We start from the raw sequence: 14,732 nt of genomic DNA on the forward strand, positions 1-14,732 counted from the left end.
ACCGCCCCCACACGAGCCTCGACGGGCTTACCCCGTGGGAGTATCACCAACGGTCAATAGAGGACCAAATCCTGAACAGAGCGAACTAAAAAACGCGGACACTACGGGGAGCAGGTCAGTTGTTGGGGGCAACCTTCAGGGGGAGCCGACAACGATCATAATCTGTTCGATCTGTTTTGCCTGAAGCGCGCAGAGGGCGAAGCCCTAAGTTGACCGTTGGTAACGTCGATAGCATTCAAGATCGCATACTGCTGAGACCGTGGTATGATGATGATGAAAGAATGAATGGATTATATTAAGATGCAGGTTTCCGATTTATTTCCGAAAGATGGCCATGTTCAGAGGTTGTATTGTGACAACTGCAATGGATACTTGGATCTCGCCTACACAGACTTCATAAAATTTGTCTCAGAAATTTACATGGAGGTAATCGGACTCCCAATTTTGAAGTGCACCTCCCGCACTGAGGAGTTTCTCCCTGATCGATCCCGTTTTGCAATAATTGAGCTGCACCGTCGAGCGATGGAAAATGGCAGCAATACCATTTCAACTACGCGCAAAAAAACCATCGAAATATTCGATTATTGCAATGTGAGCTTTGACTACGACTCAGATGATTATTACTATCTTCCCGGCCTTGAAAGGTCATTCGATAAAGGGTTTCTCACTCCTGTCTTCTTTAACTCTAGGGTCCTTTACAAGTATGACTCTGTGCCGGGGTATCGCCTACAATTTGCATCGACAACGTACGGGTCAATTGTCACAGAAGACGACTCCATGATTTCCCTCGGAATAAACAGAAATGGTCATGTTGTTATGTGGTTAGGGGATATTGAGAAGCTACCCGAGAACGAGCAGCACTACCTCAAATCGGAAAATATCCAATCGGACCACTCAATTGGAAGCGAATTCTATGATGGACAGATCGAGTGCAAATTTACCGACCCAACAGTTGAGGGTCAGGCGCTCGCGGCGCGCACCGCGTTAATTGAATCTGCAAACGATCGATTTGGGGCATTAATTTCTCACTTGGATAGCGAGGTGGTCGAGATTGCTCTCGGATTAAAAGCCCCCTTGGTTGATACCGAGAAAGAACGCAAGGCGATTGCAGATAATTTGAACAGGGTATTTGTCGAAGCACTGTCAGATTCAATTTTGAAAGAGGTAATACAGAAACTGGGCGTCTCCGTGCCGAACAGCACCCGCAATCTCAAGCGCCTCCAACTTATTCTCACCACCCTGCTGAATGATGATAGCGCCGCTGCTGCGCTAATGAATCCTCTTTTTGTACTCTATGATCTCCGCGTTGCATATTCACATCTTCTGTCCGATGAAAAGAAGAATGAAATAATAAAGAGCGTTACAGATCGGCTGGAACTGCCAGAAAATGCGGACATTTTCTCCATCCATAACGAAATATGTACACGCCTCAAGAGTTCCCTCATCGACATGAAATCTGCGGTAGAGCGAGGAAGCTAGAGCAAGCCATGGATGAGATACTGACGATTACCGAAAAATACGACGCAGACTATGTGAGTGGGGCATTTGATACAGTTGAGGGCGTCAACAAATTTGCACTGACATTCTATAAAGATGTTGCGGAAATCTACGACTGCCTCACACGGATAAAAAATGTTGAACGTAATCCAACCGGGTATTCAATCAATGATGCACCTATTCTGGGGCTGCTGGTCCGAGTCTGGAAGCTGTTGAAGGAAGTCATCAGATACTACGAAGAGGACAATGCGGAGATTATCAGTATCCTGGAGCGTCCGCTCATCGAAGCGTCAGTTACCGCTGCATATCTGATGATGGGTGATGAAGGTCTGATGGAAGACTACCGGAAGTGCTCCTATAAGGACAGGCTTCGAATACTTCGCGATCTTGAGAGCGGTTCGGTCTTCTTCGACACAAAAGCCGGAAAGAGGCTTCTTGCGTCGGTGCGCGAAAAGATGGCGATGGAAGGGCTGACGCCACAAAGCTTCGCTCAGCAAAAGAAGAACCGATGGCGCATACAGGGAAAGTCGTTTCGAGACATTTTCGCGGACGTGGAACATGACGATCTGTATGCCTGTACATACGGGATGATGTCAGAGTCGATTCACGGCTCCTGGAATGAATCTGTCGATTGGTGCCTCGTCAGGAATGATGACGGGACGTTTTCTGCCAACCCGTTCAGCTTTCCGGCAGATATTCGCTTCGTCTCACCCACTCTGCGTTTCACCAACAGGCCGTACCGCCTTTGGCTGCAACGAATTGATTCCTACGACGAGAACCTGAAGAGTCTGTTGGACTGGGTAGAGTGCACCAATGCCGCGCTGTTCAGGAAGTTCGATGCGATGTACGATGGGTAGCCATTCAATCGGCTCCGCCATTCGACGGTACCGCTGTGGATTCTGGGCATCTCCGGAGATTCTTGCTATCATCTTGCGGTTGTGGAAAACTGCATAAAAACAAGAATATACGAGCGGGAAGCTGACATGGCTGACGCCCGGACAAGGTAACGAATTGATGGCGGCAAGACCTTACTTCAAGAAATCAATCACAGAACTGGAAGCAACCTTCGCAAGTGGCCGGAAGGACGGCGAAATACGACACCAGCTGTTGCATGAGTTGGGGTTCCGCAACACCCAACGCGCACTTGCCCTGAAAGAAAAAGTTCTCGCTGCCAATGACGTAACAACTGCGGGCACAGCGCTGTCCCCACGATCCCGCCAGACAACCGAACCGCAGCCAAGAACGAATGACACCCCACCCCGGCAACAGGAACGGGTTGGACCTTCTGAACCGGGGCCCATGGCGGCCAAACCCGGCCCTAAACCGGATGTCACAAACGACCCGCAGAACATCCTGCGCACCTGGACGGCACTTGAGGTGTTGTCCCCGCAAGGCTATCGACGCGAAACCGATCTGGTGGCAGGTGACAGATCACGGATCGCACGATTTGAAGATGCTGAACTGCCATGGATAAAGGGCGAGCGCTCACGTCCGAAAAAGCGCCTTTACTATGAGCTGATGTTGGGGGCTGTTGCCCTCGGCCCGGCGGTTGAAAGCCTGCTAAAGGTTTATGCTGACAAACGCCCTGATAAGCCGAGCATGAGGGGGAACTGCCCGATTGCCAGCATTCTGCTCGACAAAGAAGGCTGTCCTCTGGAAGAGGAAAACAGTTTTGCCATTTCCAGCTTCGCCTGGGGCGTGCCGATTGCACTGAAAGGCGACCTGAAGGCATTGGCGGAATGGCCATACCATGAAAAGAGCCTCAAGGAGGCGTTCCGCAAAATACTGATCCGGCGCGACCGGGAGGATGAAGTTCTCCCCCTGACGAAGCGGCACATCGATGAACTTTTCGCGTTTCTTGTCGATGTGATGGGCTTGGACGTACTTGAGTTAAAGCCGCCTTACTTTGCGCTGCGGCGCTATGAGTTCTTTGCCAGCAAGACGCCGCCCGAACCGGGGCTGCTCAATTCATTCTTTCTGGAAGACCTGGCGGCGGCGCGTACCCATGCCCAAAACGGCACCCTTCCGCATGCATTGAAGCATTATTTGGGGGTCGAGAAGCCACCCCATAAAACTGACCTTCTTCAGGATGACGCGGGTTTGCAGCATTTGCTCCAGCCAGCCCTGACGCCGCTTGGCCGATGGCCGGGCAATGGCCGCTTTCCATTGGCATTGTTGCAGCAAGCCGCTGTGAACGCGACGACGCCTGCCTTAATGAAGACGGGCATACTGGCGGTGAATGGTCCGCCGGGCACAGGTAAAACGACCCTTTTGCGGGATGTGGTGGCCGCCCGGATAGTTGAGCGCGCTCAGGTGATGTGCGCCTACAAACGTCCCGCCGATGCGTTTTCTCCTACATCGCAAAGCCTCCAACGAAGCGGCGCGAAGATCACCCTTTATAAGCTTGATGAGAAGCTGAAGGGCTTCGAGATGGTCGTGACCTCTTCCAACAACAAGGCGGTTGAGAATGTCAGCGCCGAACTTCCGGCACTGGATGCGATTGCCGATGACGCACCGGAGTTGCGTTACTTTAAGACGGTCTCAGATAACGTGCTGGAACGTGAAACCTGGGGCGCTATTGCGGCTGTGCTTGGGAATGCCAGCAACCGCTATGTGTTCTCGCAAAACTTCTGGCGTGATGATGAAAACGGCCTGTCCACCTATCTGAACCATGCCAGCGGCATCCCGCAGGTGGTGTCCGAACCGCAGAAGGACGGCCCGCCGCTCAAACGCAACCGCGAAATCGTTGATCGGGAGAATCCGCCTGCAAATGCCAGGGAAGCGGCTGCGCGGTGGGAAAAGGCCCGCACAAACTTTCTGCAAGCCTTGAAGACATCCGGGGAGAACCAGAAGAAACTGCAAGCGCTTCATGTCCAGCTTGTCAGGCTGGTGGCGGTCGCGGCAGAAATCAACAACCTCCATTCAAGGCAACCGGAACTTCAAGACGAAGTGGCTGCGCTTCAGGTGAAACTGTCAGAAGCCCAGGGAGAACTTCAAAATGCGGAATCTGGTGCGGCCTCAAGCCGCCAGCGAAGTGATTCCCATTTCGCCATGCGACCGGGACTGCTGGCCCGTCTGTTGCAGACGCGCCGGTTCAAAGACTGGTTGGCCGAGTTCCGCACCCTGGAAAACAAAGCGCGGGAATCTTCCGGAGCACATGCTGCATGCAAAAGGAGCTTCGATGCGCTCCATACCGATCTGGCGGCAAAGCAGAACCTGATTGAACAGTCGGCCAGAAAGATCAAAGAGCTGGAGGCTGAGAGAGAGCAACTTGAAGCGCAGACGGCTCAGGCCTGCCGAGAGTTAAAAGCGCCAGTGCCCGATGCCGCGTTCTTTGCCAGTGCGCATGAGGATATGCAGACGGCCCATGTCTGGTTTGATCAGGCCGCCAGCATCCTGCGCGATGATGTGTTCGAAGCGGCCATTCACCTGCACCGCGCCTTTATTGACGGCGCTGCCGATCCGCTGCGGCAAAACCTGTCTGTCTTCATCGAGTCATTTGGAACACGTTCCCTCGGCACACCGCAAAAAGATGCTTTGATCGCCGATCTCTGGTCATCGTTCTTCCTGGTGGTGCCGGTAATTTCCACGACCTTCGCATCCGTCAACAGGATGTTTTCACGCCTTGCCCCGGAATCTCTTGGCTGGTTGCTGGTGGATGAAGCGGGTCAGGCCGTCCCGCAGGCTGCCGTAGGAGCGATGCTGCGCACCAAACGCGCGGTCGTTGTCGGTGATCCGCTCCAGATTGAACCTGTGGTCACACTGCCAAACAGCCTGACTGAAGAGGTGTGCGCCTTCTTCGGGGTCGATCCGCTCAAGTACAACGCGCCGGAAGCCTCCGTGCAGACGGTCGCCGATGCAGCTAGCCTATACTGCGCCCGCTTTCCCATCGGCAGTGGTCACCGGGACGTGGGTGCGCCTCTGCTGGTGCATCGGCGCTGTGACAGCCCGATGTTCGATATCTCGAACGAGATCGCCTACTCAAACCTGATGGTGCAGGCGAAAAAGCCCACCCCGGAGAACCCCATCCTGGGCCCGTCCGCCTGGATCGACGTGCAGGGAATACCGGGGCCGGACAAGTGGTGCGCTGACGAAGCGGCTGTCCTGATTGAGATGCTGTATGACCTGAGAGATGGCGGAGCGGATGCCGACCTCTATGTGGTGACACCGTTCGTGATCGTTCAGGATAATCTGCGCCAGGAAATCGTTCGGAGCCGTGTACTGGATGGATGGGTGGAAAATCCGAACGCCTGGGTGTGGGAACATGTCGGGACGGTTCACACGGTCCAGGGCCGTGAAGCCGGAATCGTGTTCTTTGTTCTGGGCGCACAGATGTCTTCGCAAAACGGTGCGCGCGCCTGGGCCGGAGGAAGACCAAACCTTGTCAACGTTGCCGTTACCCGCGCTAAAGCCTCTCTGTACGTGATCGGAAACAGGCAGCTCTGGAAATCCGCAGGCGTGTTCGCCGTGCTGGATCGGTATCTTCCTAATGGCCGAACCCTCAGGACGCCGGAATGAACGAAATCTGGTTGTGGATCACCCAGAACTTCAACAACCGCGAAATCGCGGCAGCCGCATGGATTGCTCTGATCCTTGGTCTTGTTTCGACAAAAAAGGACGTGCGCAGCTCACTGTTCGGGGTTGTCCGAGCGGTCGCGGACACGAAGCTGTTGATCGTTTTCGGAGCGTTTGCCGGTTGGGTCGGCCTCCTATCATGGTTTGGGAGCAAGACCGGGCTCTGGACATCCAGCCAGGTTGTGCCAACCGTTGTCTGGTATTTTGTCGGCGGCCTCCCGTTGCTGTTTCGCGCATTCGACGCCAAAGAGGGTACACAGCATTTTCGCGGCTACGCCACAGCCGTTCTCAGCGGGACGGCTGTGATCGAGTTCATATATGTCGCCAAGACATTTAGCCTGCCTATTGAACTGGTCCTGACACCCATTGTGACCTTTATCGCGCTACTTGCTGTCGTCTCGGAGCGCGATCCGGAGCATGCAGCGGTAAACAAACTGCTGACAAGGGTACTGGCCATCGCTGCTTTGACCATTCTATGGCATTCCGTCTCTCAAATCTGGGCGGAGCCAGAGACATTCTTCACGACCGACACCGCTAGAAGTTTCACACTTCCCATCTATCTGACAATCTGCTCCATCCCATTTTTCTATGCACTTCATTGCTATTCGCATATTGAGGGCGCTCGTATCCAGATAGACCAGAAGACTTTTCAATCCGACGAGTTGAAGGCTTACGCCAAGAAACGCTTCATTCTGACATTCATGGCGCGACCGTGGCTGTTGAGACGAGCCACACGGCAATTCCAAAACATGCCCGCCAAGGATAATGCAGACGTGGACAATATCATCCAGGATATCCTTCACTATGAGCGCCAGGAAGAAACTCCTCCCGAAGTTGATGACTTAGAAGGCTGGAGTCCTTTTGCCGCGCGCGAATTTCTTGCAGATGAAGGTCTTCGAACGAACGACTATCATGCAAGCGGTGATGGTGAGGAATGGTGGTCGGGCGTTGCCGCCCGCGATCTGGATGAAGGCATCCTTCCTAGTATTGGCAACTACTCGTTTTCGGGCATCGAAGGTGTTGTAAAGCAGCTCAAGTTTCGTGGGCATTTTGTCGATCAGTATGTTACCGACGAAGCACAGGCTGAGTTTGGTAGACTAGCAGCAAAGCTATGTAAAAAAGCTTTCAAGGGAGATTCCACCTCCTTCCAAGAACGGCTTGTTCAGCAAGTGCCTTTTGAAACGAGATTTAACGAAACAACTGTTAATCTGGTCCGTGAAAGGTTTCCAAACGACAAAGGATTCGAACTGATCATATTCTTCAATCGGTAGATTTGAAGTAGCCCCACAGATAACCCAGCTCCCTATGCCTCAAGGCAGCAAACAACAAAGCTGGCCATGCTATCCCACATAGCAGTAAGATGGCTGTCAGAGGGCGCAAAGTCCGGGGAATGTACGTATCTGTTTAGAGTGTCTGCAGAAACCAACTGGTCCATTTGACCAAACTTCTTTGTTGCCTCAAATTGCTTTTTGTCGATCTTTTTATTGTCAAAAAGGTGCTTCCCGACCTTTTTTACGCGCAGCGCTAGCTTGTCGTTCTCATGAACGGTTGTTGTGTTTTGCTTGACGTAGTTCTCTACTGACAACTCCAACAGAACCCGAAACAGAACAGAGATTGCATTACGGTGCTTTCCCAGTTCCAGGGAAAACTGCAACTCTTCCCAAATCTCATGATGGCGCTGTAATCTGCCGGGCCACGAAATTCCGAAGTCCCGCTGTGGGATCAAGGTTTTCCGAGTAGAGGGTCTTGGTGGCGGTGTAGGCTTTGGCTTGGGTGTAGGCGGTGGCGGCGGGCTTGGCGGATCGTCCGGCTTCAGGGCATCCTGCGCTGTTGGTAGAATGCCCTCAAGCTCCAGTCGATCAAGGTAGGAACGCTTTCCATCAACATCCCAAAGATCACCCAACACAATCTTTCTACTGGCCAAATCTTCCGCCACACGTGCAAGCGCAGACAGCACCCTGTCGCTTTTATGCGTGTATTCAAACTTTTTCTTTCGAACGCTGAAGCCCAAACGGTTTCTGAACGCTTCTGCTGATAGCAGCCGATTCATCGTGGAGCGGGGAATTTGTCGTCTCTTTGGAAGCAATCCGGCCTTTGACAGCCGACTCTCGACCTCATCCGCTACATTGATGCCACTAGCCTGACCAGTTCTCAGAATGAAGTTGTTCTTCATTCTGTCGTCCCAATTTGACTGACCTACGCCATTCTGCGACCCCGTATGTCTTCGAAATAGAATGCTATCCAATCTATCTCGGTCATTCTCCACCTGGCACATGATCTTTTGCGGGAAGTCGCCCTTCCATTGCTTCTTTATATCAGCAAAGAATGACTGAAGTTCAGTAGTTGGCGCCCTTGACGGTTCAACAATTAGTTTTAGGCATGTCACGCGGCGGTTTCCATCAAAGACCGTGAAGACACCGTTCGTCGAGGAAACCAATGGTGGTTCGTAGATAGTGCCTTGCTCAATGATATCTCTCGCGAGATTTTTCATGTGACTTTCACGAGTATTGAAGAGCCAGGCTATCGCAGCGGTCTCGTTCTCAAGTTCTCCATGCCGGTCGTTGGCGCGGTTCACACGAAGGTCGGTTAATGGTATGTTGCGTAACTGCATGATTTAAATGCTAAAACACGCTGACGGCTCTGGCAAATGGAATCTTTCAGCCACACAACAGTATAGTGGCAGCGTTTGGAGCGAACTGGCTGCGCATGACGACGACGAACGACAAGAAACAGAGTAGCACTCGATTCCTCAAGCGGAAGATTGTGGATTCAGACACCCATGAACTGATCGGTCGCATCTACGACCTCGGCATAGTGGAGATGAACTTCGACGATTATGACACACTGGCCTCCTACCCGGACTGCAAGTACGTCTTCCACTGCGGCGCGAGCATGCGGAGCCTCGTGCGGCGCGTTGAATCACTCAACCATGTAGGGGGCTTGCTCTGGGTTGATCCCAAAACATGGGTAGCGAACACGCAGGTCACCGACCGGTATACATGGTTGAACGTTGCCTCCGACGTTCTTCTGATGCGGCTTATATCAGTGCACGACTGCTCGCTTCACCTCGTGAATGATATCTATGAATATGGGCTGGCACCTCGTCAGTGCACAATGAGAGGTCTTCAGAGGAAGGGCTTACCTGACGCGCTGTACGGCATGCTGGCTTCGCAACGCGAGGATCATGAAGATCTTCGTCATGAGCGCAACTCCAGAGTGCATCAAGGATGGGAACGCGAGCACAGTTCGTGCGATCAGTCGTTCAGGATGGCGGCATGGTTTGAACACCTTGGTCAGCCGATGAAGGGAACGGATAGTCTAGGCAAGCAAGTCAACCTGAACCGCTATATGAAAGAGGCGCTTGTGGAACTACAGCGCGACCACAACGCGGCGCTGCGCAAGCTTTCCAAACGCTTGAATGAGATTTACGACTTCTTACAGCCGGAGTTTGAGGCGCGGTTCCACGCGAAATTCAATGATCCGGTAAATGGGTTTGGATACAAGCAGCGCTTAGCTGGCAAGTGAAGATGTAATTGCGCATGGCTCGGTGTCGGTGGAGAGGCAAGTCTCCAAGTCTGACGAGCTGGGCATCCAGGGGGCGGCGATAGGCCCCCGGATCGTGATTCACCTTTGACAAGGTGACGGCATCCAATCCGCGCAGGGTTGGTCAGGATTTCAAACGGGCAAGAACGCCCTTTGATCGATGGGTGCAGGGGAGAGCGAAGTCTCCATGCGAGGGATTGAACGGCGATACGTTCTGTTGGCTGGTTGATGGGTTAAATGCCCTGAGACAAGCCAAAGGCCGGAGGGATGCAACGGGGACGCGCAGCGGGTTCCCTTGCCAAGATGCGGTGTACTACACCGCACATCTTGCGTTCGTCGCTAAGTCGGGGTTCGGGAGAAGATTGGCAATTTGGTCATTGGGTCAGCCGAGGGGCACACCATGTCATTGATTGCCTGAGGCTCGGTTCGGTTTATACGTCATGGTTTTCCGTTAGCCCAGATGTGACGGTAGCCTTCGGCCTGCTCTGCGAGGGTTCTTTCCATGAAAGCTACGTTGTGCGGGTCGAGTAAGGGCTGTTCCCCGTCCAGGCGGCACAGGCTGTCATAGAGATGGGCTGCCTCCCCTGCCATCATCTCCAGCTGTGACGTGATCCGTGCCGGGCTGTTCATTCGCTCTGCTCTCGGCTCTCAGGTATCGGGAACCTGTGCTTCCGGCTGGCGGCGAGGTTGTCCTCGATCACGCCCTTCACATGATTGCTGTCAGTCATGCCCTTGTACCTCACCTCGCACATGCGCCAGATGAAGGCCGCATCCCGCGCCAGCCCCCGGAACGGCAGAATGCGGCGGCGTTTTTGTGCGGCCTCCCAGTGGATATCGGCCTTGCCGCTCATCCGAACAGCCTCTTCATATCCCGGTCAATCTGTTCGGCAATCTCCTGGGGCGGCAGACGCTGTTCAAGAGACCGGCGGACGGCGGGCGACAGCGTGTCCTTCTTCGCCTCGAACAGCCTGACGGTTTCGGCCAAGGGGCGTGGCGGCTGTTCCAGCCACCACGCATGAGAGTATTTCGGGGGAAATTCGGCCTTCATCGTTTTCTGTGCTGTCTGCCAATCGCCCACTTCTTCTCATAGGCCCGGCGCAGCGCGCCCAGGAACCTGTTGTGGGCGGCATGAACGTGCGTCCAGTCTTCGCCCGTGAAAACGGACTGGTCGATGATGTCTGTGCCGATGGCGTTCAGGTGGGCGAGATAGGCCATGTCGGTGATTTCGTCCTTCAGATCGAAGGTGCCTGTATGCCTGACCTGCAAATTTACCTCCCGCGCGTCCTGTCCCTGAGTGCGCCAAAGATAACCGCAATAACGCCTCCGATCACGCCGACCACGATCACGACAGCCGCAAAGACACCCGCAACGGCAGCGCTGCCCGTAATCAGGTAGAGTGCCACAAACGTCACCAAAGCGGGAATCCCCAGAAGCCCGAGGTACTTCTGCCAAGATGGGCGTCCGCTCGGGGTGCTCATTGGTCGCCTCCGGGGAACATACTGGAAATGTGAAGTTCAAGGACATTGCGGATGCGGTTCAGATCGCCGCTGGCCAGTGCCTCATCCAGCCAACGGCCATCCAGTATCAGCATCGGCGCACTGACACGGCTCCGTTCCTCTCCTGCCGTCTGATCCAGAAGGACGACATTACGGGCGAAGATGTCGCGCGCGCGTTCCGCATCACAAGCTGGCTGGTCGGGATCGGTATAGACGCCGCGCTCCTGCAACAGACTGAGGAACGAGAAGTTGCGGGCGTTGGTGATTGCGGGCCATGTCGTCTCACGCCCCTGAAAGCGGCGGGTGCTGGCCATGGCATAGGAGATGAACACGTCTAGCGCGGCGTCAAAGCCTTCCTCCCCGCCTGTGGTGTAGGTGCATTGCAGCCAGCGCGCCATCCAGTCGCTGCGTTCCTGTGCGAGTTGGTCATTGCCGCTGCGATGGTAATATTGCGGGACCTGCCGATAGACGATCCGCAGGCGTCCCTGATCGATGTACTGCTCGTAGATATCCTGCACCGTGCTGTGCAGGACGATGCAGCCCGGACAGCCCGGCGAGAAATACACGATCAGTTCGTGTGTCGCGTTCTCCTGCCCGACGATGATATCCACGCTCGCATCAACCTGGTGGCCGGGGTTCAACTCGGCTGCGGCAGGCAGCCCAAAAGCCAGAAAAGCGGCTGTGACAGGGACGCTCAGGCGGTTCAGCATCGGACCTTCTCCTCAACTTCTACTCAGAAGTTGGGGTATTCGCCGTAGGTCAGGACGAGCGCCGTATTCAGGGGGAAGAGACCGTAGGAATGCCGTCCTAAAGGCTTGACCGAGCGTTACATACTCCCGTATGTCAAGTTTTGAGTAGAAGTTGACATCGGCTGATCTGTAGCGCTTTGTCGGTGCTATGCCGTTGAAGAGACTCCGAAATTCCAATCACCCGAAGGCTGGCTCCACGACCAAGGTGGAGCCGATCCGTGATCTTTCGGCGATTGCGGCGATCAAGAAGAATTTATCGGCGCGTCCGCGTGACCTGTGCCTGTTCACCCTCGGCATCAACACCGCCTACCGCGCAAATGAACTGCTCTCGATCCGGGTCGGACAGGTGGCGCATTTGAGCGGAGGCGATACCCTCGATCTCATGCAGTCGAAAAATCAGCGGCATAGGATGATTACGCTGAACGGGACGGCAGCGAACGCCATCCAGGACTGGTTGAAGTTGCATCCGGGTCCCGAAGATGCTGCGCCGGTCTTCCCGTCACAGCGAACACGAAAGGCGCTGACAGTCTCGCCGTTCATCAACATGGTGAAAAGCTGGTGCCGCGAGGCGGACCTAAAGGGCAACTACGGCAGCCATACGCTGCGCAAGACATGGGGGTATCACCAGTTGCGCGGTAACACGAAAACCCCGCCGCATCTCGTCCTGCCGCTGCTCATGGAAGCCTATGGCCATGCGAGGCAGCAGCAAACGCTTGAATATCTGTGCATCCAGTCCGACGAGGTCGCCAGACTGTTTATGCAGGTGGAGTTGTAGATAGCCCTCTGGCAAGCGCTTCTGAACAGCATTGCGGACAGCGTTGGCAAATCTCTCCATATGCTCAAGATCACCCTTCAACTGGTCTCGCATACCCGGCGGCAATTCCAATTGAGCGCCCTTTTTGGTCTTTCCCCTGTTGCAGACGTTCTGAGGCTCTTGGGCTGGGAACGCATGTCCATCAACCTTAGTCTCGAAACCAGCCGCGTTAAGCTCCGATGCAAGAAGGCCCATGAACGTCTGATCGAGACCGCCGATCCAGATCGAAGTTTTGTCTCCCCAGTCCTGACGACCATGGATTCCAAGTGCTATGTCACATTGCTCCAAAGCTTTCAGGGCACGTGGCTCGTCAAAATGATGAGATGTGATGTGCAGGTCACCATTACCGTTTGGCCGTGTACCTTCGAAGAGATAGCAAGAATAAATTTCTCCAGCGATTGCACGTGACAGCTCGGTTGTTCCACGCTCGGTCTTCCCAGCGTGCGGAGCAATAACTAGAAGGCGGGGGTCGGAACCTTCTGAAACCGATACGGAGAAATCCTTACCCTCACGCATGTCTTCGCAAAGGTGTTTAAAATTTCTGTACTTGTCCGCCAATTTCTTCTCCGGAAGAGATGGTGTGTTCATCCTAAATGGAATTCGCTCGGCTCGTTATCTGTATAATCGAGATAGCGGTCGTCCGGTGCGAATAAATCGGCGTACATGGCATCGGTCAGGATTTTGTGGCCCGTTCCATTGTTGTAAGCGGATGCATGGTCTGCGGCGACGCGCAGGTTGGCATCGCGGATTTGCGGATTGAAGGTCTCGTGCCCTGCTGCCACCCCGAGGAAGTCATTGCTGCTTCTGGCAGCGGCTATGTGAACCGGAGTCATCATCAAGCGCTCCGGGTCCTGAGTAGACAGGGATTGTCCGTCTTCTAGGGCAGCAAGAAGCTCGGCCACGTCGTTATTCTGTGCGGCACGAAAGATATCAGGTGGTGTCTGTTGCGGGTCTATAAATTCACTCAAAGCATTACTCATTAAAGCAAGTATCCTCTATAGCAATATTTGAAATATTTTTCAATAAATTCAGTATGTTTCTGGATGTTGTTGAATTTCAGAAGGTCGGTAGGCGAGCCTTTTTCCTGATAATAACGTGGGTCGCGGCTGATCGTCAGGCCGAACGGCGAGAACAGTAAATTCGGCTCGACGGCTTCCATGCTGACGAGGATCAATTCTTTTGAGAGCATGTTGGTGAAGCCGAATTTTACCTTCGCCACGACATAGCCGTACATGAAGCTGCCCCGCCATTCCGGTCGGAACAGTAACAGCAAGCATTCATAGTCCTTCCCTGCCTTCAGACCCTTGCCAAGCTCAAACGTCTCGAACTCATCGGGCTTTGTGAAATCTGGCAAGGGTATGAGGAAGCCGTCATAGAACAGGCCCGAGCGCCAGAAATCTGACGGGTTTTCCTTTTCAATGGCAAACGGGCAATAGACGAACGTGACCTTGATCATCGAACCCGTCACATCGTCCAGACGGATAGCGATATGCTTGAACTGTGACTTTTCCAGTTCCGGCGTGAGAAGGAATTTTCCGATCTCTTTCCGTAGCATCTCCACTTCTTGCATGTCGATGCTGCGGTTCTGGTACATCTCGCTGAGGCCGTGGGAAAGTCGCTCGAAGTGCTTGGCGCGCAAGTTATCACTGACGACGCTATGGGTCTGCGGCCTGTCAAGCTGGCGCACGAACCTGTCCACGAAAGCGAATGGTTTGTCAGGAATGTTGCCGTGGCGCTCCCAGTCCTGGAGGTGGTCTTTGCTTAGCCGCTCATCGCGCGCGGCCAGAACCCGTCCTGATGCGCCGTCGAAGTCCTGCATGATCGCGTCCCGCGTGGCCTGCCAGCCATATTTCTTCCTTTTCAGCCGTTGCTTTTCTGCCTCCTGAAAGGCGACAAGAACCTCAAAGCAAAAGCCCTTCCATTCCTTCGGATAGGAAATTACTGGCGGCTGTACCGCTTTTTCCCGTGTGCGTTTGTGGTGACTCTCCACAAACGCCCGGAAATCTATGGGGTCTTCTTGGCTCATACCCTCGAGCGTATGCCGCGCGTGGGGCCACG

13 protein-coding genes and 1 pseudogene are annotated in these 14,732 nt (G+C 54.0%); 6 read left to right on the forward strand and 8 right to left on the reverse strand.

The genetic code is table 11. The annotated features are described in order from the left end of the window. Nucleotides 1–285: 285 nt before the first annotated feature. The 4 genes from LCM32_RS21555 to LCM32_RS21570 all read left to right on the forward strand — a co-directional run bounded on the left by LCM32_RS21555 (nt 286) and on the right by LCM32_RS21570 (nt 7,343). Nucleotides 286–1,479 (forward strand): hypothetical protein, encoded by a 1,194-nt coding sequence (locus LCM32_RS21555; protein WP_224823152.1) that lies wholly within the window; start codon nt 286–288, stop codon nt 1,477–1,479. An 8-nt stretch (nt 1,480–1,487) separates the two neighbouring features. Next, on the forward strand, nt 1,488–2,354 hold the full coding sequence (locus LCM32_RS21560) for a DUF5677 domain-containing protein (protein WP_224823153.1): 867 nt from the start codon (nt 1,488–1,490) through the stop codon (nt 2,352–2,354). Nucleotides 2,355–2,511: 157 nt separating this feature from the next. After that, the gene (locus tag LCM32_RS21565) at nt 2,512–6,015 is read left to right on the forward strand and encodes an AAA domain-containing protein (protein WP_224823154.1); all 3,504 of its coding nucleotides are present in this window, start codon (nt 2,512–2,514) and stop codon (nt 6,013–6,015) included. After that, nucleotides 6,012–7,343 (forward strand): hypothetical protein, encoded by a 1,332-nt coding sequence (locus LCM32_RS21570; protein WP_224823155.1) that lies wholly within the window; start codon nt 6,012–6,014, stop codon nt 7,341–7,343. The genes LCM32_RS21565 and LCM32_RS21570 overlap by 4 nt, the downstream gene beginning before the upstream one ends. Before the next feature lie 32 nt (nt 7,344–7,375). Here LCM32_RS21570 and LCM32_RS21575 read toward each other — a convergent pair whose 3' ends face one another. Beyond that, entirely contained in the window at nt 7,376–8,683 is a 1,308-nt protein-coding gene (locus LCM32_RS21575; RefSeq protein ID WP_224823156.1) for a hypothetical protein, read from the reverse strand. Nucleotides 8,684–8,778: 95 nt separating this feature from the next. Here LCM32_RS21575 and LCM32_RS21580 point away from each other — a divergent pair, with 95 nt between their 5' ends. Then, entirely contained in the window at nt 8,779–9,597 is an 819-nt protein-coding gene (locus LCM32_RS21580) for a hypothetical protein (RefSeq protein WP_224823157.1), read from the forward strand. A 644-nt stretch (nt 9,598–10,241) separates the two neighbouring features. On the opposite strand, the gene LCM32_RS21585 is transcribed toward LCM32_RS21580, so the two are convergent. From LCM32_RS21585 to LCM32_RS21600, 4 genes are all read right to left on the reverse strand, one after another. Next, complete coding sequence (locus LCM32_RS21585; protein WP_224823158.1) at nt 10,242–10,466, reverse strand: hypothetical protein; 225 nt, start codon at nt 10,464–10,466, stop codon at nt 10,242–10,244. Continuing rightward, nucleotides 10,463–10,663 carry a hypothetical protein gene (locus LCM32_RS21590; RefSeq protein ID WP_224823159.1) on the reverse strand — a complete coding sequence of 67 codons (201 nt, stop codon included), beginning with the start codon at nt 10,661–10,663 and terminating at the stop codon, nt 10,463–10,465. Before LCM32_RS21590 ends, LCM32_RS21585 begins: the two co-directional genes overlap by 4 nt. Then, complete coding sequence (locus LCM32_RS21595) at nt 10,660–10,881, reverse strand: hypothetical protein (RefSeq protein WP_224823160.1); 222 nt, start codon at nt 10,879–10,881, stop codon at nt 10,660–10,662. Before LCM32_RS21595 ends, LCM32_RS21590 begins: the two co-directional genes overlap by 4 nt. Before the next feature lie 208 nt (nt 10,882–11,089). Further along, nucleotides 11,090–11,821: a thioredoxin domain-containing protein gene (locus LCM32_RS21600; RefSeq protein ID WP_224823161.1), complete on the reverse strand. Its 732-nt coding sequence runs from the start codon at nt 11,819–11,821 to the stop codon at nt 11,090–11,092. Between the two features lie 187 nt (nt 11,822–12,008). Here LCM32_RS21600 and LCM32_RS21605 point away from each other — a divergent pair, with 187 nt between their 5' ends. Beyond that, a complete protein-coding gene (locus LCM32_RS21605) occupies nt 12,009–12,635 on the forward strand; it encodes a tyrosine-type recombinase/integrase (RefSeq protein ID WP_224823162.1) in 627 nt (208 codons plus the stop codon). A 120-nt stretch (nt 12,636–12,755) separates the two neighbouring features. Here the strand turns inward: LCM32_RS21605 and LCM32_RS22170 are convergent. From LCM32_RS22170 to LCM32_RS21620, 3 genes and pseudogenes are all read right to left on the reverse strand, one after another. Further along, nucleotides 12,756–13,262: pseudogene (locus LCM32_RS22170) on the reverse strand (poly-gamma-glutamate hydrolase family protein); the annotation flags it as partial. After that, nucleotides 13,259–13,654 (reverse strand): hypothetical protein, encoded by a 396-nt coding sequence (locus LCM32_RS21615; RefSeq protein ID WP_224823163.1) that lies wholly within the window; start codon nt 13,652–13,654, stop codon nt 13,259–13,261. The pseudogene LCM32_RS22170 and the gene LCM32_RS21615, both read right to left, overlap by 4 nt. Then, nucleotides 13,654–14,700: a hypothetical protein gene (locus LCM32_RS21620; protein WP_224823164.1), complete on the reverse strand. Its 1,047-nt coding sequence runs from the start codon at nt 14,698–14,700 to the stop codon at nt 13,654–13,656. The genes LCM32_RS21615 and LCM32_RS21620 overlap by 1 nt, the downstream gene beginning before the upstream one ends. Nucleotides 14,701–14,732 lie beyond the last annotated feature (32 nt).

This window comes from Pseudooceanicola nanhaiensis (assembly GCF_020171315.1).
In the GTDB taxonomy this organism is placed as follows: Bacteria; Pseudomonadota; Alphaproteobacteria; order Rhodobacterales; family Rhodobacteraceae; genus Pseudooceanicola; species Pseudooceanicola nanhaiensis_A.

What these genes read in the sequence shown, in the direction of transcription:
- LCM32_RS21590 (WP_224823159.1), bottom strand. Translation starts at nt 10,663, where the DNA reads ATGAAGGCCGAATTTCCCCCGAAATACTCTCATGCGTGGTGGCTGGAA.
- LCM32_RS21615 (WP_224823163.1), bottom strand. Translation starts at nt 13,654, where the DNA reads ATGAGTAATGCTTTGAGTGAATTTATAGACCCGCAACAGACACCACCT.
- LCM32_RS21620 (WP_224823164.1), bottom strand. Translation starts at nt 14,700, where the DNA reads ATGAGCCAAGAAGACCCCATAGATTTCCGGGCGTTTGTGGAGAGTCAC.
- LCM32_RS21565 (WP_224823154.1), top strand. Translation starts at nt 2,512, where the DNA reads ATGGCGGCAAGACCTTACTTCAAGAAATCAATCACAGAACTGGAAGCA.
- LCM32_RS21600 (WP_224823161.1), bottom strand. Translation starts at nt 11,821, where the DNA reads ATGCTGAACCGCCTGAGCGTCCCTGTCACAGCCGCTTTTCTGGCTTTT.
- LCM32_RS21605 (WP_224823162.1), top strand. Translation starts at nt 12,009, where the DNA reads ATGCCGTTGAAGAGACTCCGAAATTCCAATCACCCGAAGGCTGGCTCC.
- LCM32_RS21580 (WP_224823157.1), top strand. Translation starts at nt 8,779, where the DNA reads ATGACGACGACGAACGACAAGAAACAGAGTAGCACTCGATTCCTCAAG.
- LCM32_RS21560 (WP_224823153.1), top strand. Translation starts at nt 1,488, where the DNA reads ATGGATGAGATACTGACGATTACCGAAAAATACGACGCAGACTATGTG.
- LCM32_RS21555 (WP_224823152.1), top strand. Translation starts at nt 286, where the DNA reads ATGGATTATATTAAGATGCAGGTTTCCGATTTATTTCCGAAAGATGGC.
- LCM32_RS21585 (WP_224823158.1), bottom strand. Translation starts at nt 10,466, where the DNA reads ATGAGCGGCAAGGCCGATATCCACTGGGAGGCCGCACAAAAACGCCGC.
- LCM32_RS21570 (WP_224823155.1), top strand. Translation starts at nt 6,012, where the DNA reads ATGAACGAAATCTGGTTGTGGATCACCCAGAACTTCAACAACCGCGAA.
- LCM32_RS21575 (WP_224823156.1), bottom strand. Translation starts at nt 8,683, where the DNA reads ATGCAGTTACGCAACATACCATTAACCGACCTTCGTGTGAACCGCGCC.